Below are 21,569 nucleotides of genomic sequence, written 5' to 3'. Positions count from 1 at the left end.
CGAAGATCGACACTACGTGCATCTGCCAAAAAAAGTTCTGTTTTCGCCTCACAAAATAAATCTTCTTTAGCCGTTAGCGCGCCACGCAACTGATAGTTGAGAGTTGGGCGATTGCTCTCATCATACACAATCTTAGTGGTCACTGTCCCTTGAAACTCCATGTAGGATGGAATTACCTGCTGAATGATTTCCTCGTCAGAGGGAATTTCAAAATTCTGATTGGGATAAGCGGCAAGAATAATCAAAAGCACGATGATCCACACCAATACGATGTAAATTCGCTCTGAACGTGCGTATGGCTTGGATTCCATGAGCAGTGGGTGTGCCAGCTAAAAAAGTGCCAGAATGCCCATTCTTAAGAATTAAAATCATTACAATGTGAATAATGTGAAATAAGAATGTAATATCAATCGAGCGAATGGGATTATATGAATCCTCATTTCCTTTTTCATTAACAGATTGAATTTGTTCTTCGCCCCATAAACATTAGGTGCTTATAACTCTATGGCGCAGCGTTGGGGTGGTCGGAGAATCGTAACTTTCCACCGATACCTCTCTTTGAACTTTCTCTGTAGTTGGCGTTAATCAGGGCAACGTTTGGTCGCTGGCTACGGCTTCGGCGGTGTAGGGGTATCAAGTCGATCTAAATGACCGTAACAGTAAGCAGGTATCCGCCAGTTTACCTGCAATAATAGCTGGATTGGATTCCGAGGCGGCCTTTTTGGCCTGCATGAGCTATTAAAGGCTATCCAATCAATCAATATTATGCTAATTTTGAGTTATAGAATGAAAGGTTATAGCTCATGAAATGGAATTGGCAGCAGGTTGATTGGCCGAATTTCACCTACCGGACCAAGGTATTGGAGACACTGGAGAAACAGTTCCTCCAGGAATCCGGTGTTGTAATTGGCGCGTTCAAGCATTTGCGGGATGATGACAAAGATACGCTAAAAATCGATTTGCTCAGCACCGAGGCACTGAAAACCTCCGAGATTGAAGGGGAACTGCTCAACCGCGAAAGTGTGCAGTCCTCCATCCGTCGTCAATTTGGCCTGCAAGCGGACGGCAGGAAAGTGCCGGCAGCTGAGCAGGGGATTGCGGAGATGATGGTTCACTTATATCGCAGCTTCGATAAACACCTGTCACATGATATGCTGTTTGAGTGGCATCGGCAACTAACTAACGGACGACGCGACCTGAAGGAAATTGGCTGTTATCGCACTCATGCTGACCCAATGCAGGTAGTCTCCGGTTCTATGCATGATCCCAAGGTGCACTACGAAGCACCGCCCTCCAAGCAGATGCAGAAGGAAATGAACGCTTTCATCAAGTGGTTCAATGCGACTGCTCCCGGATCAAAGAACGCATTGCCCGCGCTCGTCCGCAGCGGAATTGCCCATTTGTATTTCGTGAGTATTCACCCTTTTGAGGATGGGAATGGGCGAATTGGGCGGGCAATTTCAGAAAAGGCGATTGCTCAAAGTATTGGGCAACCGTCGCTAACGGCGCTGGCCCATCAGATTGAGCGTGGTCGAAAGAATTATTATGACCAGCTCGCGTCGGCTAGTCGTGATAACGAGCTAACAGACTGGCTGACGTACTTTGCTAACTTAGTCTTATCGGCACAGAAGAGGACAGAGGTTCATATTCAATTTCTGATTGATAAAACGAAACTCTACGACAGGTTGCGTGATCAAATAAACGCGCGCCAGGAAAAGGCACTGGAACGGATGTTCCGTGAAGGCCCGGATGGGTTTATCGGAGGTCTCAGCGCCGAAAACTATATTGCCATTGCCAAGACATCGAGGGCTACCGCTACCCGTGACTTGGCTGAATTGGTGGAACTTAGTGCGCTCAAAAAAACCGGCAAACTACGCCACACCCGCTATTGGCTGCACCTGCCAGCATACGACTAAAGTGATGTTCACGCCAATGCGATTTAGATTTCCTCTGAACGCGTATTTGCCTTGGATTTCTTGTCCTTCTGGTTCCTGAAGTTATCCACAAGCGACAAAATCTTCGCTACACAGCCGTCACACGGCCTGCTACACTAAGATCAGTAATTCGGCTCATAGCTCTAGGCTAAGCTACTGATTTCACTGGATTTCCTTCAACGGCGTCGAATCCTCCCGGGTGCGCCATGATTGTCGAAATTCCCTTTGAAATCAACGGATTAGCCAGTTGGAGCCGGTAGCAACATAAAAGTTGCTACACATAACGGTTAATAATGCTACACAAGGGAGTTGCCTATGCGCTTGGCCAGCTATGTTCAAAAACGTTCATCCGGGTACTATTATAGACAGCGCGTGCCTGCTGCGCTAAAACCCCTACTCGGTCAAACCGAGCTCTGTCTTTCGCTGAAAACGAGACGGATCGCCAGCGCCAATCGACGTGCCGCATTGGTCATGGCATCCGTAAATCAAATGCTTGAGGATGTATATCGCTTAATGGATCAGTTTGGACACGCCGAAGCCAAAGCTCTGGCTGAAAATTGGAAACGACAGGCGCTTAATCAGGACTTTGAGAATCGCCTGGCAGGAACCGTTACTCCACCCGATGACTCTCCTGAAACCTTACGGCAATCACTTGCGCAAATGGACTTTCGCTCACGGAAAGATTTCATAAACTCAGTGACTCGGGAACGTGCGCCATTTTTAGAACCCGAGACTCAATCGTGGCGACGCGCTGGCTACTATCTTCTCCAAGCCCGATTGGAATACCTAGAAGAAATAATGCGACGATCATCAGGTGATAATCAGCACCTTGAGTATTTGGAAGAACCCGCCCACTCCATATCCAACGTTCACGCTTCGACATCTCCTAGCGTCAATCGAATCAGTGAGATGCTTATCAAGTGGGAGCGTGATGGACAGCGCCCTGACATAACCATTCAAGAATGGAGATTGGCTATACGGCGATTCATTGATCTCAAGGGTGACAAGACAGTCGAGACCATCACTCCTGCCGATATTAGGGAGTTTAAAGAAGCCCTTTTGCAAGTTCCCAAGCGCGTTGCGCGCAATGATCGTTCATTACCCATGCCTCAATTAATCGCAAAATATCGCAAGAATAATTGTGCGCGACTACACCCAGCCTCCATTAACAAAATCCTCGCTGCAGTCCGTTCTGTGCTTAGTTGGTGCATCAAAAATGGCTACATTGATCGGAACCCGGCCTTAGGCATCGCTGCTCCCTTGCCCAAAGTATCCGCGAAATCTCGATTGCCATTCGATAGTGAGGACCTAAAGGCTATATTCGAAAAGTCCCCAGTATATTTAGGACAAGCGCGACATCCAAAGTGTGGAATAGCAACCGCATATTGGCTTCCGCTAATGGCTCTATACACCGGTGCGAGACTCGAGGAATTGGGCCAACTACGGCTAACCGACGTTAAACAGCAGGATGACCTTTGGTATTTGGACATCAATGTTGATGGCGAAGGCAAATCATTGAAAACATCGGGTAGCATGCGCCAAATCCCCCTTCACCCAAAGTTGCTGGAATTGGGATTTATCAGCTACATCGCCTCAATCCAAAGACTAAAGCACACCCACTTGTTTCCTCATCTCAATCACCATCAGGAAAAGTGTACGCGTCAGTTCTCCAAGTGGATCAATAAATACATCTCACAGGACTGTGGGGTCGAAGACACCCGTAAAGTATTCCATAGCTTCCGGCATACATTCAAAGACGCTTGCCGTAACGCGGGAATACCCCGGGATAAGCATGATGCACTCACCGGGCACGCCGATTCAGCGGTGAGTTCACGCTACGGTGTTGGATTTCAAATTACAGTTCTCTACGAGGAGATCAAAAATATCGACTATCCAATATCGGTTACACCTTGGACGACACCTGCAAATTCAACGATAAGATTAGCTAAACAAAAGCTGCGATAAGAGCCCACTCACAAGAACCGAAAAACTGCCTAATTCTTGCAAAATAAATTTTGCTACGAGTTTATCATTCTTTCGTTGTCAAAATTCTCCGCGTATTCTCGCTCTTAAAAACCACCACGACCTTTTGCGAAGCCCGGGTAATTGCCACGAAGACACGCTTAGTATTCTTTCGCACGAGTTCTTCGCGATCTATTTCATCCATGCCGAGCGCTTTTTCCTGCTCGAACAATCGATCCAGGCCGATGATCACCACAATCGGTGATTCAATGCCCGTGCAAGCGTTGATCGTGCTGACGCGCATTTGGCTCCGGTTCTTAGCGTCAGCAGCCGAGACAATCTTATCGCCAAAGTGTATCCCCAGGTGATCCAGTTCGCTTTGCTCACTGTATCCTGACGCATCGATCAGTAGGACATTACCTGGGTTGAGCCCGCTATCGAAGAGCTGCTTCAATTGTTCCACCAAGACATTCTGCATCGATCGGCTGCCCGCGTTGACCAAGTTAGCTGCCTCGCCACTGGGCATCGATTCGATGTAGGCCTGATCTGGCAGATTCACTTCGTCCTCCTCGCTGCGGATACGGCTCACGTAGAATCGCTTAGCCAATGCCATGATCTCACGGGTATTCCGATAGGGTTTAGTTAGGCGCTGCGAACGCCCGCGCATGTCGCCACCCAAGACTTGCACCCAGGACTGTCCACTGCGTAAAAAGCCTTGGGTTGGGTCCGCCGCCATAAAGAGCCGACCATATTCGGGGTGAAGCGCAGCCTTCACGCACTCAAACCAGATCGGTGCAAAAAACTGGGCTTCATCGATGTAAATGGTGTGGTAAGTCTTTCCCGCAATTGCGCCATCGCGCAGCTTCTTGAGAAAAAGTCGGGGAGCCACTGGCCAATCAACTTGGTCCTGCGAATCGAGCATCTTCCGGTATAGGGAGTATAGCTGGTAGACGCCTTGGCGCTGCGTGGGTTGCAGGGCTCGCTTGCGGCCGGTCCGCGCGCTTTCCAGATACCAGTCGAGTGACGGGCTATCCAGAGCGTTATCCGAAATCCATTCAAACTCATCCAGCAGGAACTCGCGTGTGAACTGCCCTTCAAGCTCTTCGTCTTTCAATGCTTGGTTGATAAACGCATTGCGGGTCGCTGGCTCGATCATGTTAAACTTCATCATCGAATGTAGCCAACTGAAGAACGTTCGCCATTCCACGTTGCGCGACATACCCAGCTCCTTCGCCCGCGTCTGTAGATCCGCCCGCAGCGGTTTGTTGTGCATCAGCACGAGCACACGCTGATTATCATTCAGTGTGGCGGAGAGACGCGCGCGGAAAAGCAGGATCAACGTTTTGCCGCAGCCCGCCGTGCCCGTCACGAGGCGCACATGCCCCGAGCTGGCCGCCTTAAATGCTTCACTGGACAACTCCAAGTCACGCTTCATGGCCGCCTCCTGGTCATAATCCAGGAGGAAGTCCATTTGTTTGGGAGCTTCCTTAGTCGACAATCGCTCGGCGCGCGTCACCCAGCTTGCGGGAATCGCCGCCTCTGGCGCAAAACGCCCGACGATCAAGTTCAATACCTGTTGGTCCAGCTCAAGGTCCGCCGCCGCTTGAAAATGCCGCAGCAACGATTCCTCGCGACACTCCTGTTTGCCGAGGAACAATCGTGGCGCACCCTGCCAACTGCGCGCGAGTCGTTCCACCGATTCATCGGATGCCTTGGGAAAGAGCACCCAATGCTGCAAGCTCAGATCCGCGCCAGCACCCAGTTCTTCAAGCACCACTTGGGTGAAGGCACTTAGGCTATGCGCCTGCTTCAGGTCCTCAGGCGCTTCGCCATCGCCGTCCAGCAATTCGCATTGGAAATATCGATCCACAGCCTCCGTATCTGCGCTATTCACGGCCAGCAAGAACGCGGCGCGGTTGCGGTAGATCACCAGAAAATCTGGGTGATTTGGATTGGCGATCTGGTAACTGATACGGCAAACTAGATCATCGTCATCGATCGCACGCAGTTGCCGCCACACCTTCACCAAGTGGTCGGGCAGCTTTTGCGGCAAGCGATCTGGAAGCATGCGGGCCATGGCTATACGTCAACGACGTGACTTGCCTCCCTCAAGCTTCGCCAGTGCTCAATCGCTTCCCGCACTTCATCCATCGCGCTCACTGTTTGCAAAAAATTCTCCGCCGCTAGCACGATAACCTTCACTTTAGCGCGACTCACGATCACATTCAGGCGCGACGGAAAATATACAAATTCCTCGACGGCGCTGAGAAACCGCCGATCCGCCGCCGCCGTGCTCAGGATGATCACGCTGCGTTCCTGACCCTGCATACGCTCTACGGTGTCTACGACGACGCCCTGCAAATCCGCTCGATCCCAGGTGCGATTCTGGCGCAATCGTTGGCGGATCACTCGCGCTTGCCGACGAAAGGGGGTAATCACACCCACGTCGCTCAGGGGATGCCCCCGCCGATGCAACTCAGCTATTAGTTGGTTCACGAGGTCAGCTTCCTCCATCGAGTAGTGCCGGGTATTTTCAACCTGCGTGGGTATCCACACCAGACTATGCTCACTACTCAGGGCTTCGTTGAGCCAGGGTTGGCTCGCCTCGCCGCTCAGTGGCAGCACATTATCCCTGCACCCTTCATGCGGCTCCAGTTCACCCGAGTAAAATTCCGAGCTCACCCAGCGGCATATTTCATGATTCATGCGGTAGGTCGTCGTCAGCATTTCACGCTCCGCAACATGACGCAGACGTTGAAACAGCCCAAAATTTTTAGCCTCAAAGGCACACTTGGAAAGCAAGACTGGCGGCAACTGCTTTTCGTCGCCAATGACCACATAGCAATCTGCGCTGAGCATCGCCATGATCGCCAAGGGCAAGGTCATCTGGCTGGCCTCATCGATAATCACGCAGTCAAACTCTGCCCGATTCAACCGACTGCTGAACGCAGTGAAGGGCGTCGCGCCGATCACGTAGCCCTCGGTGCTCTCGTCGAAACCACACTCGGCATAGTTATCGTAAACCGGGACTTCCAAACTCTGATCAATGCTATAAACCCCTACTTTAGCCACGCGCTCCAGCTCCGGATTTAGTCCATGGATTTTATTCAGCGCTTCATGAATCGCCCGGTGCGTGCACGCCGTTACCAAAATGCGTTCGCCACAAGCCAAACGCTGCCGAACGATTTGCGCTAGCACTCGTGTTTTACCCGTTCCTGGAGGTCCTTGAATCAGGGCGCACCAGTCAGTCGTGCTGCCAATGGCGACCCCGTCTTGTTGCGAATCGTTAAAGTTGTTGGTTGCTGCTTCGGTCGCTGCGTTGTCGTATTCTTCAGGATCAACGCCATCCGTTTGCACTTTGCCTTCGATCAGCGGCAAGATACGCGACTGCCCACGCTTCGACGCTCCCATTTCGTCCAAAGCTCGATTGAGCTGCGGCGCTGGATCAAAGATGCCAGCGTCGATCATCAAGGAGTCACCACAGGCGGCAATCGCCTGGGTACCTACATCAGAGACGGCAATCTCGACAAACTCTCGTCCGCTGAAGGTTTCACCATCACGCACCCAGTTGCCATAGCTTACCGGCTCAAAGGGATTTCCTGTGTGCAGGACGATCGGGTCGCCTTCACGAAACTCGGATAGATTCTCATCACACTCAAAGCGCAGCACGTTGTTGTCCTGCTTCTGCCGATAGGTAACCCGCTCCAAACATTTCCCTTGAAACACCCGCTTGCCCACTGGCATGCGCAGCAGTTTCTCGTGGCTGGCTTGCAAGGCTCGGGACTCTTCGGCCACGAGCTGCTTGAGCTCCTGGTAGAGGGCTAGCTGGTTATTCGTCGGCATCGGAGCGCTTGACTTCCTTCAGCGTTTGGCCGGATTTGTTTTTCCATTCGATCCAGCCATTGGAATGTCTGGCGCGTACGATTGCTGCTGCGCCACTGGGCGACTTGAATGGGTAGTCTTCAGTGAATAGGTAGCCGCCATCTTTCTCGATCAGGATTCCATCTTGAATCATGCGCTCTCGCCGTTTGTCAAAGAAGCTGTTTTCCGCACTACGAGACATCTTTAATCTAGCAATCGATCCCTTGTGCACGACGATGCCATCAGTTGTAAAGGTTGCAGTCGCACTAACACCAGTCGCATTGATATGCCACAAGTCCTGCTCTTTTTGCCTCATTGAAAGCCGCTCGATCAGTGGGTCAAATAGTGGAAAACTCAAGCTTTCCAGCAGCAGTGACGCTGTCTCAAAGATCTCCTCCAAGTCCGCGCGAATAGGCTCCGTCACGAATGGCTCCGAACCGGCATTGCCATTATCCAGGCGAAAACGCTTTGCTTCATTTGCCAATCGAATAGAATGCCACTCCAGCCATCGGATGTGGGCTTGGGTGAAGGAGTGGGTTCGCGAAATGACAATGATTGCCAGATTCCAAAACTCCTTATTGCTGTCATGATTCTTTAGACGCTGTTTCAAGTCTTCCGTTTGCCCGATATAGGCGATCGGTTTGGTCGACTCGTCGTCACCACCAAATAAGTAATAAACGCCAATATGCCTGGATTCCGCTCGCTCAAAAAACTCTTTCAGGCGAGTGCGAGGAACCGCGACGGCTTGCACAATGCGTGTTGTCAACTCTGCCACACGTATGCCGGCTGCATCTCCTTCAGGTAGAAATATTTGGAGGGTTTTAGGGCTCGTTTTCATGGTTTCAAGAGGCTGACTTCAGCAGGATTTCTTTACGGTGGTAGTCGAGGAAATGTTTTTGGTCGGTGTTAAATTGGCCAACATGGATCACTTCATCGGTTGCGACACCCATCTGCTTCAGCGATGCTTTGTCGGCGATTGGAGAGGCGATCAGTTCTCCGTCATCAGCGAAGGAGATGAACCCACGATCAAACAGGTGGTCGATGGAAGGCGTGAGGAGTAGGCCATTGCCAGCAGAGAGACGCTCTTCGTCGTCCGACTCACGCCAGGGTTTAATGTGGCTGGCTATCAGGTGCGTTGGATTATCTACCTTGGTAATTCGGCAAGCACGTTCGAAGCGACCAACGCGTTGCTTGAAGAGCCCCTGGCCGATTCGAGATTGTATCAGTGCCTCACGGGTAGTTAGCGGTAGTTCATTCCTAGCAGCAATAATTTGCTGCTGTCGGTCTTCCCACTCTTGCAAAGAGGGTAGCGCAATCTCGATTAAATTCTCTCGTTCGCCCACGCTTGTTAATCCCATGGCCAGCATAGGGTCGGCTAGCTCAGCGACTTTCATTGCCATTGCTTCGGGGACCATCGCAAAATAAGCCACCTGGTTGCCGAAGCCATCGGCACGTATCGGCGAATACTTGTTGGGCAGCAATGGTGCAATTTCACTGGCGTAATCGGCCGTCCGCAGCGGATTGGAAAATGCTTGGAATTCGACATCCACTCGCCAGCCGCGCGTGTTCCAGACGTCGCCCACTTTGCCGAAGTCATCGGGCTTCGGACAAGAGTAGCAATGCGTCCGAGCAAAGCCAAATCCCTGCACCGCCGCATAGGCATATGAAAATAATAAATCGCCTGGCTGTACCTCGCGCATCGACTCATAGTAATGGCTTTGCTGTCCGTTCGACTTCAGCTTTGGGCACCAAACATACTTCCCGCTAAATTCTTGGCGAAATGTTTGCTTATGGTTTACCCACCAGTAGTTCATCGCGCCTGATACTTCTTAAAATTCTCCGCCTGCTCGAAGATCTCCTTGTAAACCTCATCCCTATCCACCGGTGGATAACCGTTCTCCGCCAGCAGGATGATCAGATCCACTTTCAGCTCGGCCTTGATGTCGGCGCGTTGGCTCCAGTCTGTGTATTTCGCTTTATCATCCACCACCGTCTTCACCTCCTTGGCCAGCTTGATCAGCTTGTCCTCGGGATACTCGAAATCGTACTTATGGGCGAGTGTCTTGAGGATGTCGTAAAATGACTTCTCCTCCAGATCGATCCCCATCTCGCCGAAGGATTCCTTCTCCTTCTGCAGCGCTTGGATCAGGGCGATCATTTCATCGGAGAATCCCTCCAGCACCTCGCTGCGCAGGATATCCTTCTCATCCCGCTCGTTGTATTTGTTCACCAGCGCCTGGAACTGCTTAGTGAAATCCACCCCCTTGACCTTGTTGACCTTCTTGAAGTCATCGATCGCCCGCTTGAGCAATTGCTGCAGCAGCTTGATCTTCGTATTCGGCAGTTTGATCTTCTCGATCTTGGCGAGGTAGTCGTCGCCGAAGATATCGATCTCCTTCGCTCCGTCTTCGCCCAGCTTGAAGATCTCCTCGATCCCGTCACTCTGCAGCGCATCTGAGATCATTTTCCGCACCTTCGCATTCATCTGCGCGCTGTCGGGTGCTTCGCCCTTGGTCAGCTTCGCCACGATAGCCCGCACCGCCAGATAGAAGTGGATGTGGTCGCGCTCAGTTTCCGTGAAGGCATCGCTCCCGCTGCAGATGTCGTAGGCGGCTTTCAACCGCTTCACCAGGAACATCACCCGCTTCTCGATCTTCTCCGTGAGCTGCACGAACTCCGCCGCCAGATTCAGGCAGTGCAGCTGCTCCATCGGCAATCCGCTGAAATAGGGCTTCGTATCGAACTGGTGGAAGATCCGTCCCAGCAGATCCAGATGATCCTTCACCACGGTGATCGATGCCGCGATCTCCTCGATGTTGCTGCTGTCCGCCTTGGAGTAATGCGCCAGCGCCAAGTTCATCTGCTTTTTGATGCCGATGTAGTCCACCACCAGCCCCTTCTGCTTGTTCTCGAATCTCCGGTTCACCCGCGAGATCGTCTGGATCAGGTTGTGGCGCTGCACCGGCTTGTCGATGTAGATGATATCGAGGAAAGGCACGTCGAATCCCGTCAGCCACATGTCCACCACGATGGCGATCTTGAAATTGGATTCCGCCTTCTTGAACTGGGTATCGAACTTCTTCCGCTCGTCCTTGTTGCCGAGCAGATCGTAGAGCGCCTTCTCATCATCCTGCCCCCGTGTCATCACCATCTTGATGTATTCCATCGGCAGAATCTCCTTCCTCTGCTTCTCGCTCAGCTCCACGCCTTCCGCACAGATCCGCACCTCACCCCACTGCGGGCGCAGCGCGATCACCTGCTTGTAGAAATCATAGGCAATCTGCCGGCTGCTGCTCACGAAGATCGCCTTCCCCGCCACCGTCGAGCCCTCGCTCACGCGCTTCTCGTAGTGCGCCACGAAATCCTCCGCCAGCGCCGCGATGCGTTTCGGATCGCCCAGGATCGCGCCCATGTTCGCCATCGTCTTCTTGCTATCCTCTATCGCGTAATCGCTCGCCCCCGCCTCGGCGCACTCGTCGTAGTATTTCTCGATCTCCTCCAGCTTGCTGTTGTCCAGGATCACCTTGGCCGCCCGGCCTTCGTAAACGATGGGCACCGTGATCTCGTCCGCCACCGATTCCGTCATCGTGTAGGCATCCACCACCTCGCCGAAGACATCCAGCGTCGCATCGATGGGCGTTCCGGTGAATCCCACATAGGTCGCGTTCGGCAGGGAGTCGTGCAGATACTTGGCGAAGCCATACGTCCGCTTCACCCCGTCTTCCGTGATCCTGAGCTTCTGGTCGAGGTTCACCTGGCTGCGGTGCGCCTCATCCGAGATGACAATCACGTTCGTGCGATCCGTCAGCAGCTCCGTATCCTCGGTGAACTTGTGGATCGTCGTGAGAAAGACTCCCCCGCTGTTCCGCCCTTTCAGTTGCCTGCGCAGGTCAGCGCGGCTCTCCACGCTGATCACAGCTTCATCGCCGATGTAGCCCTTGCCGTTGGTGAAAAGTCCCGAGAGCTGGTCATCCAGATCCGTGCGGTCGGTGATCAGGACAATGGTCGGGCTCGCGAGATCCACGCTCTTCATCAGCAGCCGCGCCAGGAAGAGCATCGTGTAGCTCTTGCCGCAACCCGTCGCGCCGAAGTAGGTGCCGCCCTTGCCATCGCCCGTGAAGCCGCCTTCACCGTCGGGACGCTTCATGTGCTCCAGGATGTTCCGGTAGAGCTTCGTCGCCGCGTAGTATTGCGGATAGCGGCAGAGGATCTTCTCTTCCTTGCGGGAAACGTCCGGCAGGTAAACGAAGTTCCGTATCACATCGATCAACCGCCTCTGCTGGAACATCCCCTTGATCATCGAGTAGAGCGAGTTGATCCCATCCACCTCTACCAACTCACTGCCATCCGTCTTCCGCCACGCGTAGTAGAACTCATAGGGCGCGAAGAACGAACCCGCCTTGTTGTTCACCCCGTCGCTGATCACGCAGAACGCATTGTATTTGAAAAGCTCCGGGATATCCCGCTTGTAGCGCACCGTCAGTTGTTCGTAGGCGTTGTGAATCCCGACCTCCTCGCGTATCGCGCTCTTGAACTCAAACACCACCAAGGGCAGCCCGTTGATGTAGAGAATCCCATCCGGGATGCGCTTCTCGTAGCCGATAATCTCCTGTTGGTTGACGATCTTGAAAATGTTCCCACCCGTTTGATAGACAGGCTCCTCCTCCGCCAGAATCGACGGCACCTCGCCCGCCTTCGGTTCGCGGAAAGCCACCAGCTCCGAGTAATCAATCAACTGGATATACAGATCCTTCTGGGATCGATCCTCCCGTTTCAGCAGAAAGCCATCCGAGACCAGCTTCATGATCTGCTTGTTGCTCTCGTAGAGATCCGCCGCGGAGTAGGCTTCGAGCTGCTTGATCACCGCCTCGATTTCCTGCGGCGTGATGAAATCCGCCGCATACTGAGTTGCCAGGAAATGCCGCAGATCTTCCTTGATCAGCACCTCCTGCGGAGACCGCAGTATCGTCTCCCCCAGCACATGCGGGTAGCCCTCCGCTGATAGGAGTTCAATGATCGCTGATTCGAGTTGGGCTTCGGTGAATTTCATTCGGTATCTTAAAACGGAATGTCGTCATCATCCGATGTGTCTGACTCGGCGCAGGCGCTTAGTTCAGCTACCTCAAGGCTAGCATTATACGCTTCCGTAATGTTCTTTATCGTCGCTAATACCAACGAGGTCTTTTCGTCACTTTCTTCAGCGGGCATCTCGAGGGTTAATGGTTCCCCCTTATCGATCAGTTTGGCCAAACTCAATACTAGTTCAGTGAAATCGATGTCGCTTTCGCATCCTATTGTCAGATCCTCTGACGAAAGACCTGATATCGAAATCTCCTCAGCAGTCGAATCAACAACTATTTTACAGGTTCTATTTTTCTCGCTCATGTTCTCTTAGGATTCTCTCAATGTTGTATTTCTTAGATCTCTTGTCGAAGATGTATTCGCCCCCATCGAGAATCTTGCAGATCACTTTTTGTGAAGACTTATCCTCGATGACCACTTGTGAGTATGTGACAATACCGTTTTCATTCGTAGCGATAATGATATTTTCGGCATCACCATGTACAACAATAGACGGGTTGTGGGTCACCAAAAATACCTGCTTCTGAAACTTAATCTCTCGAATCAGTTCAACCAAACGCTCGGCTATAAATGCATTTCCTAAATTGTCTTCCGGTTGATCGATGACGATCAACTCCGTCTCAGCACTTCTTAAGACGATTTCTAGATACTTCTCAGAATTGTAGCCGGGACTTTTGCTCTTAGATGTTTCGCCGTCCGCATAATTGAGATGATCGCTCGGGCTATTGAGATGATCGTATATTGGCTCTAACTGCGATAGAATCTTCTTTTCCAGCGATTCAGCACTATTGCCTCCGTGATGTTTGATCAGGCAGTTTCCCGCCAAAACATCCAGAAGAACAAGGAACAGGGATTTCGAGTTATCCGCATCCTTGATGCCATCTGTTATCAAACTTTGAACAGTAGTGCCGGGAATTGGCTCCACCTCAAGAACTAGATTTATACCGTTATTAAGGCCTATTTCCTCCGCTTTGCTGTAATTGAACGATGAAACTTCGCGAGAGGTAGAATTTAGATCACTAAGATTCTGAAAGCGTTCCGCAACTCTGCTCTTTAGCTCCCGAACCTCTATCCGTGCTTCGGCTTTCAATCTAGCTCCTTCGTCGAGCTCAGCGTTTCTAGAAGAAACAATTTGGTCGACACTTTGGAGAAACACCAAAGTGCTGGCATTATCACTCGACACCTTCTCCAGCCCAGTCTTCTTTCGCTCGACGAGCTCGATGAAGGATTGGATCAGATCTTCCTCTTGACTAGTGAAACCAAACAGCGGGTCATCTCTAAACGCTTCAGTCTGAATCAATAAATCAGAAATATTCTCTCCCGCATCATTAATGGGATCAGTAAAATCACATTTCTCCCGAACCTTCTCATCATCCCATGTGAATGTGAAGCTATCTCCAAATAGATGATCTAAAGTTGACTTGTGCAGGATGAACTTTTCACCAGAGAGCAAAGTACTCTTTTTGTATGCACTAAGCAGATCTTCAACCTTGGAGTCCAAGTCTTGCCTGTGTTCGGCAAACGCTTTTTTTGAAGTTTCATAATCGGAACTTGCTCCGGTCGAATTGGCAAGTCGACTGAGATTGCCATGCTCGAAATAATTGACGATCTCTCCCTGTCCAATGTATGTTAATCGTCTCGCTTCAATTGATGTCTGTAAAGTCAGCCCCCCGTCCTGGACTGCTCTAATTTTCACACGATCCGTTTTGATTGGGTAATTCGTGTTTGCCCTGTTCTGGATTGAATCAATCTTCTGGCCAAGCATGGAAAGGAAAAGGCTTTTTCCGCTCGATCTACCGCCAATGACAACATTTAGGTGAGGACTAAAGGTGACTGTTTGACCCGCTAAAATTCCATGGGGATCAATCTCTAGAGCTTGAAGATGCCGCTGTGAGGGGCGGATTGAACTAAACTGCTGACTAGACCTTATTCTGGATTGGGGATCAATGAACGCTTGCCTCAAGGTTTCAAAACTCTTTCTGCCCTTGAGATAGTAGAAGGAATGCTCTACCGCGTCTTCACCTAGACCCGTACAAGGATACGCTTCGATGCAGTGGTTGTCAGAAAACTCAATATAAGCGTGGTCATTTCGATTCTTGAACGCTTCAGTCAGAATATCGTTAAATCTTAGATTGTATTCGTGGCGTCGTTGCTCCTTAACCTTTTCCATAGCGCTCTGCATTAGAATAATCATTTGCTGAGCTGCCCGGATATTTTCTCGGTAAGGCGTAATGATACTCTTATTGCTTCCTGCGTGAGGGATAAAGAAGAAGTCATCATCTGGAAAGATTTCGATGACTTCGGTCATCGTCAGGACGCGTTCTGTGGCCTCTAATCCTCTTTCCGAGTATTTCTGCTCGAGTGCATCATGCACGCGTTGTGCTCCATCTGCTGAACACAAATTGAAGATTATCAGGGTGTGATACGTCACCGTAGAGCTGGATTCTAAGATGATGTCGAGTTCAACACCAACAAGAAGCAAAGGGTTTTGCTCCTCTGAGTACGCTGAGTAGTATTCTTTGTAAGCATCAATGTTTATGATGTTGTGGTCAGTAAGGGAGAATACCGCGACCTGATTTCCGGTAAGCTTTTCGTGTAACTTCGCAACAGTAAACGTCCCGTTGTAGTCGCCAATTTTGGTCTTCTTGCTCCAGTCAGTGTGAATATGTAGGTCGACGCGGAACCAGTTTGAATATGAAGTGCTCATGCTGTTAGTTCGTAGGCTTTGACTGCTGTATCGGAAAGGCGCAACTCTCCGGAGATAAGTTTCGGGAGGAGAGTGTCGCGTAGGTTGATGAGCGTTACATTTTCTTCGCTGAGCAGCTTGATGCGTTCATACAGTCGAGTGACCGCTTCGGAAAATTGTAAGTTGACCGAATCACGAGCTTTCAAGAATGGAATGCTGTTCATGTTTTTCTGGTTGATTTTCAGTTGAACAGCCCCAGTGACGTAACCCGCTAAATTCTGTGACTGCATGAATAACATCAGGTGCTCTGTCGATATCCCGTCCTTCCCTTGCAGAACATGTGCGTGGTTATTCACCCATGATTTCCCCCAGATGTATTGCACGAATGGCGTTCCGTCATCTTTAATGACAGATCCATCTTCACCGATCAGAAGATAGGTATCATCAAAGATCCACTCGTTCACGTAATCCATTATCGAGGTAGCTCCGTAGTAAGGAATCTTTCCGGGCTTTTTCACTTCGCGTTGCGGCTTTGAAAGAGGAATTCTTTTTCTGTCGAAACAGGTTGAGACTTCCCCGAAACAACTGATTTCCCACCCCTCCGGGATCCAGCCCATGGATTCGGTTTGTTGGAAGGCGGCGGGGAAGGGTTTGGCGGCTTCGCGGTTGGCGGTGCCGTTGGCGAGGGCTTGGCGGCGGACTTCGGCGCGGTCGGCGAGTTCGTCGGGGATGGGATTGCCGGCGGCGAGGGCATTGTCGATCACCGGGTCAAAGTCCACAAACCAGCTTTTGAAGAGCGCCTGCGCCATCCCTTCCAGCGTCGCATTCATCCGCCGATTTAACTCAATCTTGTCATCCAAACTACCCAAGATGTGAGAAATCGCTCTTTGTTCGGGGAGGGGCGGGTGGCAAATATGAAAGGCTTTTACCTCTGGAAAGTAAATCGTCTGGTGGGTTGTGCCGCTGGCGAAGCGAAGGAAACTCCGGTTCTCTGAAAGCAGGATGTATTTCAGAAACTGATGATCCAGTTCTTCGGAGCATACCCAGTTCACAAAATCCTGACTGGTCGCCATCTCCTTTCCCATGACGATCACGTAGCCAACCGAAGCAGTCCTGGAAAGGCAGACAGTGTTCTTCGGCAACAACCTTGCGGAGGAGTTTTTTATCCCCAGTTCTGAAGCGTGTTGGTTCGTGTCGTAGATGGTTTGGCCGTGATTTGCGGTCGCATCACGAATCCCGACCCAGCAAACCCCGCCGTCCCAGTATTCATGATACTTGCGACTTGGTGTGTGGCCGGATTCCAAACGAGCGAGATCAGTTAGCTTAGACCATTTCCAGCCTTTGGGTGGCGGCGTTGCTGGCATCCCGACTGCCAGTGAATAGTCGCCGGGAATAAAACCGGTTGATGCCTCACGCCCACCAGTTTTTGTTTCTGCTCTCTCACCCACCATACCCCAAGCCCTCTAAGTTTTTCCGGATCACCTCATCCAGCTTTGCCGACTCCTCCATCTGAGCGTAAAGCGTCTGGCTCATCTCGGACATCTTGGTTTCGAAGGGTATGCCGTCGTCTTCGATATCGGCCGCGCCGACGTAACGCCCAGGGGTGAGCACGTAGTCATGCTTGCGGATGTCTTCGAGGGTGGCGGATTTGCAGTAGCCGGGCGTATCCAAATAGATGGATGAACTATCGCGATCAACCAGCACGATGGAACCGTCTTCACGCATCCCTCCCCCATCATCCAAACGCCAGTTGTGATAGGTGGCGGCGATTTTTGCGATGTCCTCAGGTAGCAGCTCCTTTTGCGTGCGGCTGATCATGGAACCCATCTTGCGGGCATCGATGAAGAGGGTCTCGCCCTCGCGGTTGCGGTAGCCGCGTTCACTGTCGGCCTTTTTGTTTTTCGTCAGGAACCAGAGACAGACGGGGATCTGGGTGGTGTAGAAGAGTTGGCCGGGCAGGGCGATCATGCAGTCCACGAGGTCGTTCTCGACCATCTTCTGGCGGATCGCGCCTTCGCCGCTGGTGTTGGTGGACATGGAGCCGTTGGCGAGGACGAAGCCGGCTACGCCGTTTTCCGAAAGCTTGGAGACCATGTGGAGAATCCAGGCGTAGTTGGCATTTCCCGTGGGCGGGGTGTCGTAGCCGTTCCAGCGTCCGTCGTGGACGAGCTCGTCAGGGCCGCGCCAGTCCTTCAGGTTGAAGGGCGGATTGGCCATGATGTAGTCGGCCTTGAGGTCGGGGTGCTGGTCCTTGAAGAAGGTATCGGCGGGGACTTCGCCGAGGTTGGCCGAGAGCCCCCGCACGGCGAGGTTCATCTTGGCCAGCTTGTAGGTCGTGGCGGTCATTTCCTGCCCGTACACGGAGATGTCCTTGGTATTGCCATGGTGGCTTTCCACGAACTTGAGCGACTGGACGAACATGCCGCCCGAGCCGCAGCAGGGATCGTAGATCTTGCCCTTGTAAGGCTCGATCATCTCAGCGATGAGATTGACCACGCACTTGGGCGTGTAGAACTCGCCCCCCAGCTTGCCCTCGGAGGCGGCGAATTTCCCCAGGAAGTATTCATAGACACGCCCGACGGTGTCCTCCTCCTTGTCGCCGACAGTGTCGATGTTGTTGATGGCATCGATGAGTGCGGAGAGCTTGCTGCCATCCAGCCCGAGGCGGGAGAAGTAGTTGTCCGGCAAGGCGCCCTTGAGCGAGGCATTGCTCTTCTCGACGGCGGTGAGGGCGGAGTCGATCTTGATCGCGATGTCGCCCTGCTTGGCATGCTGCTGGATATAAGACCAGCGGGAGGTCTCCGGCAGGTAGAAGACATTCCGCATAGTGTAGAACTCCACCATATCCGCATAGTCCCCCTTCCCCTCCGCAACCAGCTCCGCCCGGCGCTCCTCGAACTTGTCCGAGACGAACTTGAGGAAGATCAGCGACAGCACGACGTGCTTGTATTCCGAGGACTCAACGCTCCCCCGCAGCTTGGTCGCGGTTTCCCAGAGGGATTCCTCGAAGGATTTCGTGGTCTTCGGGGCGGAGGGTAATTTCTTGGCGGGGCGTGAATTCGTTTTAGGCATACAGCTTAATGGACTGTAGGTATTATTGCCTACTTGAGAAGCCTCAATTCATATCAACTTAAAAATGCATTCTTCCCGTACTGTATATTCATGACAGCAGGTTGCTTAGGTTCGTGTAGAAGCAACGAGATCCTCAGGATCACGGCAAGTATCAGATCATCAAAAGTAGATAGATGAGCTTAACGGCTTGATTCCCTGAACCTCTATCGATAGGCCACTCTCATTATGGCAAAAAAGAAGACCGCTAAACGCGCCACTAAAAAGGGCGCAAAGAAAACATCACCAGCTCGCGCAACCGGGAAGACGCAAATATCCATAAGTCTTCCGGAGGATTTAGTGGAGAAGATTGATCGGATGGCTGCCTTGGAGAACCGCAATCGCTCGAACTATATTGCAACTGCTTTGGAAAATCTGGCGGAATAGAGTTACTGAGACATCTTGCGCTTGGTCTCTTCCAAAAACTCGCGAAAATCCCCGGAGTAATATTGCGACACCTCTTTCCAATTTGTTTGGAAGCGAGGTAGCGAGGTAAAATCGCCAATGTCCTTTTGCAGACTTGGCCATGAGGTTCTTGGCAGGAAACGGCTACGCCATCCCAAGTGTATCAATTTGATCTGATTAATCCATAGCTGAAAATATCGCTTCTCCTTGGAAGCGTCGGCGATTTGCTCTCCGTCCAATACTTTGCGAAGATCAGGGTCGTCCAGTGCCCGGCCAATGAGATCACGGTTAATGTCGTAAATGTGTAGGACGGCATTGAAGCGCAGTTGGCGCAGTAACATCCCAATTTGCCATAGCAGCACAAGCAATGTCGCTAAACTCGCGACTCCCTCAAGTGCCGAAAACCATTCCAATATCATAAAAAAACCTCCCGTAGGCATGTATAGCGCCATCGGGAGGATTTGTAAACGTGCGCAGACAATGATGTGCGCTAGAGGTGAGCAGTTAGCTTCTCGAATATCTCACGGGGAATGGATACGAAGTCCTCGTGGGCCGGAGCAGTGAGCTTGGCTTTCTCAGATTCTGACAATATCGCGCCTTGAATCAGCACACGGTTATCGTCCGTAAAGAGAAAGGCCGGACAGCCGCCGTTCGCGCAAAAACCGGTTTGAGGGCCTTGCTCGCCAATGATTTGTTGTATTTTCATGATCTCGAATATTTGAGTTTTCGGTGAATGAGGAAGAAGAACACCGCCCCGCCAAAGATGAGGGCGTAGGTGGACGGCTCTGGCACAATCGTAAATGATGTTGCCGAAAGATGGATGTCGGTGAATCCATCCCCCACATTGCCACTGTAGAGCGTGAGTTGCATTTGATCGACATCTCCCAAAATGGACGGCGAGAAATCTTCAAAATTCCAGTTGATGGCGGAAATGTTGGTATTTGCTATAGTCTTCACCGATTCCTCGTTAATGATCGGCCCTCCGGTGGGATATGACCAAAGGGTCAAACCAATACGGACCTCGCCCGTTACTGCGCCGGTGGCCGTAAACTCCCCTACGTCGAGATTGAAATAACCGGCACTGAGAGCCTGTCCGCCTAAGAAGGCTATGAGGTCAAGGTTGAGTCCAGTCGTAAAACCCGTCGAACCATAGCGAATGGCCGCCGAAGAATGATATGTATCATTGGCCAAGGTTTCCTTGGAAACACTGAGTTGGAGTCCAGGATTGGCTCCATAACCCAGCACCGCCGCACTACTGGCCATATCACCGAGATACCCACCTGACCCCGTTACTGTGCTGACTCGCAGATTGCGAATGCCCCCAATCGCCGCCGTTGTTGATTGATCAACCAGCTCTGCATTAGAAATGCCATTGGCGGAAATATTGTCAGACGCTGCATAAGGCATGAATGGCTCATTCAAATCGACAGCGGACGGAACGCCATCGACCAAGTAGTTATCAATTTGAATGAGGCCGAAGGTGGTAGGTGCGAGTGTGGCAGTTAAGGCAATGACCGAGAATTGGCCTGCCCGACGAATGCGTAAAAATTGCATATGAATGTATGTGTTGGTTAGTATGATTTTGAAGGAAGGCCCCAAAATTACCAATTCTGGGGCATGGAAAGCCCATGGATTATGCCCCTAATGCGATGTCCGTTGTCGATCGCTGCGGTCGGCGCAAGTATCTCACAGTCAATGAGCTCTTGCGTTTTACAAACGCAGCTCTGCAAGAGCCACCAGAGCGACGCATGTTTGCGCTCATGCTGGTTTTAACGGGTTGCCGTATCTCGGAGGCACTGGCGTTGACAACCGACAGCTTTGATCTGGAAGCGGGTTTTGTGATCTTCCGTACGCTGAAGCAGAGGCGACAAAATAAGGCTAATTTTGCCCCTACACTTCTACAAACACTTGGGAATTGGCTCAGCTTAACAAGGCCGCCTCCAAAAGTGGGCAAGCCGGTCTATCGATATCGTTCAGTTCGCCTGACCGATCACTTTATGGAGTCTCTGCATTTATACTTTAACCTCCTCCAATCAGGTGCTTCATCGGCTCCGCCTCGCCGATTGTGGCCCATCAACCGTAAAACAGCCTACCGCTGGATTAAGGAAATCATGGCAAATGCAAAAATACAAGGTCCCCATGCAACTCCCCATGGACTTCGCCATACCTTTGGGATGAACCATGCCGACGACCACACCCCAAATCCATTAGTTCAACGCCTGATGGGGCATGCAGACTCCAAAACCACTGAAATCTATCAGCAGTTTTATGGTGAGGAGGAACTGAAATACATGGAGACCATGTGGAAAAAACTAAAAATCGATAAGCAGCGAAATTTTCACTTGTGATAATGCCCCAGAATTGGTAATTTTGGGGCATATTGTGATTCTATCGAGATGAAGGGTGACGGCAATAAAAATCCGCACTCATTATGGGTGATAGAACTTCTGGCCAGGAGCAGAATTAATTTTTGATCCGAGACTATCGACGAAATCTCGTGAGTATGGTCTAATGCCTTAGAATGATAGCCC

General features: G+C 51.4%; 16 protein-coding genes. 4 read left to right on the top strand and 12 right to left on the bottom strand.

Annotated elements, in window-relative coordinates:
- The first annotated feature begins 803 nt into the window (after positions 1-803).
- The gene (locus IE065_RS03085; protein ID WP_189511723.1) at positions 804-1,916 is read left to right on the top strand and encodes a Fic family protein; all 1,113 of its coding nucleotides are present in this window, start codon (positions 804-806) and stop codon (positions 1,914-1,916) included.
- A gap of 333 nt (positions 1,917-2,249) precedes the next feature.
- Positions 2,250-3,899, top strand: a complete 1,650-nt coding sequence (locus IE065_RS03080; protein WP_308437493.1) for a tyrosine-type recombinase/integrase — start codon at positions 2,250-2,252, stop codon at positions 3,897-3,899.
- A gap of 64 nt (positions 3,900-3,963) precedes the next feature.
- Here IE065_RS03080 and IE065_RS03075 read toward each other — a convergent pair whose 3' ends face one another.
- From IE065_RS03075 to IE065_RS03035, 9 genes are all read right to left on the bottom strand, one after another.
- Positions 3,964-5,973, bottom strand: coding sequence for a UvrD-helicase domain-containing protein (locus IE065_RS03075; protein ID WP_189511718.1), 2,010 nt, complete (start codon positions 5,971-5,973; stop codon positions 3,964-3,966).
- A 2-nt stretch (positions 5,974-5,975) separates the two neighbouring features.
- A complete protein-coding gene (locus IE065_RS03070) occupies positions 5,976-7,739 on the bottom strand; it encodes a DEAD/DEAH box helicase (protein WP_189511716.1) in 1,764 nt (587 codons plus the stop codon).
- Positions 7,726-8,595, bottom strand: coding sequence for a GIY-YIG nuclease family protein (locus IE065_RS03065; RefSeq protein ID WP_189511714.1), 870 nt, complete (start codon positions 8,593-8,595; stop codon positions 7,726-7,728). Before IE065_RS03065 ends, IE065_RS03070 begins: the two co-directional genes overlap by 14 nt.
- 4 nt (positions 8,596-8,599) lie before the next feature.
- Positions 8,600-9,571 (bottom strand): HNH endonuclease, encoded by a 972-nt coding sequence (locus IE065_RS03060; RefSeq protein WP_189511712.1) that lies wholly within the window; start codon positions 9,569-9,571, stop codon positions 8,600-8,602.
- A complete protein-coding gene (locus tag IE065_RS03055) occupies positions 9,568-12,807 on the bottom strand; it encodes a type I restriction endonuclease subunit R (RefSeq protein ID WP_189511710.1) in 3,240 nt (1,079 codons plus the stop codon). The genes IE065_RS03060 and IE065_RS03055 overlap by 4 nt, the downstream gene beginning before the upstream one ends.
- 8 nt (positions 12,808-12,815) lie before the next feature.
- Positions 12,816-13,142 carry a hypothetical protein gene (locus tag IE065_RS03050; RefSeq protein WP_189511707.1) on the bottom strand — a complete coding sequence of 109 codons (327 nt, stop codon included), beginning with the start codon at positions 13,140-13,142 and terminating at the stop codon, positions 12,816-12,818.
- Complete coding sequence (locus tag IE065_RS03045) at positions 13,126-15,546, bottom strand: hypothetical protein (protein WP_189511705.1); 2,421 nt, start codon at positions 15,544-15,546, stop codon at positions 13,126-13,128. Before IE065_RS03045 ends, IE065_RS03050 begins: the two co-directional genes overlap by 17 nt.
- Positions 15,543-16,829: a restriction endonuclease subunit S gene (locus tag IE065_RS03040; RefSeq protein ID WP_229792047.1), complete on the bottom strand. Its 1,287-nt coding sequence runs from the start codon at positions 16,827-16,829 to the stop codon at positions 15,543-15,545. The genes IE065_RS03045 and IE065_RS03040 overlap by 4 nt, the downstream gene beginning before the upstream one ends.
- A 136-nt stretch (positions 16,830-16,965) precedes the next feature.
- Complete coding sequence (locus tag IE065_RS03035; protein ID WP_189511701.1) at positions 16,966-18,597, bottom strand: type I restriction-modification system subunit M; 1,632 nt, start codon at positions 18,595-18,597, stop codon at positions 16,966-16,968.
- A 225-nt stretch (positions 18,598-18,822) separates the two neighbouring features.
- On the opposite strand from IE065_RS03035, the gene IE065_RS03030 reads away from it, so the two are divergent.
- Positions 18,823-19,020 (top strand): CopG family ribbon-helix-helix protein, encoded by a 198-nt coding sequence (locus IE065_RS03030; RefSeq protein ID WP_189511699.1) that lies wholly within the window; start codon positions 18,823-18,825, stop codon positions 19,018-19,020.
- A gap of 2 nt (positions 19,021-19,022) precedes the next feature.
- Here IE065_RS03030 and IE065_RS03025 read toward each other — a convergent pair whose 3' ends face one another.
- From IE065_RS03025 to IE065_RS03015, 3 genes are all read right to left on the bottom strand, one after another.
- Complete coding sequence (locus IE065_RS03025) at positions 19,023-19,457, bottom strand: DUF6082 family protein (RefSeq protein WP_189511697.1); 435 nt, start codon at positions 19,455-19,457, stop codon at positions 19,023-19,025.
- Positions 19,458-19,528: 71 nt separating this feature from the next.
- The gene (locus IE065_RS03020; RefSeq protein ID WP_189511695.1) at positions 19,529-19,744 is read right to left on the bottom strand and encodes a hypothetical protein; all 216 of its coding nucleotides are present in this window, start codon (positions 19,742-19,744) and stop codon (positions 19,529-19,531) included.
- Complete coding sequence (locus IE065_RS03015; RefSeq protein ID WP_189511693.1) at positions 19,741-20,592, bottom strand: PEP-CTERM sorting domain-containing protein; 852 nt, start codon at positions 20,590-20,592, stop codon at positions 19,741-19,743. Before IE065_RS03015 ends, IE065_RS03020 begins: the two co-directional genes overlap by 4 nt.
- Before the next feature lie 74 nt (positions 20,593-20,666).
- On the opposite strand from IE065_RS03015, the gene IE065_RS03010 reads away from it, so the two are divergent.
- Positions 20,667-21,386 carry a tyrosine-type recombinase/integrase gene (locus IE065_RS03010; protein WP_189511691.1) on the top strand — a complete coding sequence of 240 codons (720 nt, stop codon included), beginning with the start codon at positions 20,667-20,669 and terminating at the stop codon, positions 21,384-21,386.
- Positions 21,387-21,569: the final 183 nt, after the last annotated feature.

The sequence above is a fragment of the Cerasicoccus arenae genome, assembly GCF_014651635.1.
GTDB classification, from domain to species: domain Bacteria; phylum Verrucomicrobiota; class Verrucomicrobiia; order Opitutales; family Cerasicoccaceae; genus Cerasicoccus; species Cerasicoccus arenae.
The sequence above is the reverse complement of the archived record's forward strand: the minus strand, read 5'-3'. Positions and strand labels throughout refer to the sequence as shown.

What these genes read in the sequence shown, in the direction of transcription:
- IE065_RS03085 (WP_189511723.1), top strand. Translation starts at nt 804, where the DNA reads ATGAAATGGAATTGGCAGCAGGTTGATTGGCCGAATTTCACCTACCGG.
- IE065_RS03080 (WP_308437493.1), top strand. Translation starts at nt 2,250, where the DNA reads ATGCGCTTGGCCAGCTATGTTCAAAAACGTTCATCCGGGTACTATTAT.
- IE065_RS03075 (WP_189511718.1), bottom strand. Translation starts at nt 5,973, where the DNA reads ATGGCCCGCATGCTTCCAGATCGCTTGCCGCAAAAGCTGCCCGACCAC.
- IE065_RS03070 (WP_189511716.1), bottom strand. Translation starts at nt 7,739, where the DNA reads ATGCCGACGAATAACCAGCTAGCCCTCTACCAGGAGCTCAAGCAGCTC.
- IE065_RS03065 (WP_189511714.1), bottom strand. Translation starts at nt 8,595, where the DNA reads ATGAAAACGAGCCCTAAAACCCTCCAAATATTTCTACCTGAAGGAGAT.
- IE065_RS03060 (WP_189511712.1), bottom strand. Translation starts at nt 9,571, where the DNA reads ATGAACTACTGGTGGGTAAACCATAAGCAAACATTTCGCCAAGAATTT.
- IE065_RS03055 (WP_189511710.1), bottom strand. Translation starts at nt 12,807, where the DNA reads ATGAAATTCACCGAAGCCCAACTCGAATCAGCGATCATTGAACTCCTA.
- IE065_RS03050 (WP_189511707.1), bottom strand. Translation starts at nt 13,142, where the DNA reads ATGAGCGAGAAAAATAGAACCTGTAAAATAGTTGTTGATTCGACTGCT.
- IE065_RS03045 (WP_189511705.1), bottom strand. Translation starts at nt 15,546, where the DNA reads ATGAGCACTTCATATTCAAACTGGTTCCGCGTCGACCTACATATTCAC.
- IE065_RS03035 (WP_189511701.1), bottom strand. Translation starts at nt 18,597, where the DNA reads ATGCCTAAAACGAATTCACGCCCCGCCAAGAAATTACCCTCCGCCCCG.
- IE065_RS03030 (WP_189511699.1), top strand. Translation starts at nt 18,823, where the DNA reads ATGGCAAAAAAGAAGACCGCTAAACGCGCCACTAAAAAGGGCGCAAAG.
- IE065_RS03025 (WP_189511697.1), bottom strand. Translation starts at nt 19,457, where the DNA reads ATGATATTGGAATGGTTTTCGGCACTTGAGGGAGTCGCGAGTTTAGCG.
- IE065_RS03020 (WP_189511695.1), bottom strand. Translation starts at nt 19,744, where the DNA reads ATGAAAATACAACAAATCATTGGCGAGCAAGGCCCTCAAACCGGTTTT.
- IE065_RS03015 (WP_189511693.1), bottom strand. Translation starts at nt 20,592, where the DNA reads ATGCAATTTTTACGCATTCGTCGGGCAGGCCAATTCTCGGTCATTGCC.
- IE065_RS03010 (WP_189511691.1), top strand. Translation starts at nt 20,667, where the DNA reads ATGGATTATGCCCCTAATGCGATGTCCGTTGTCGATCGCTGCGGTCGG.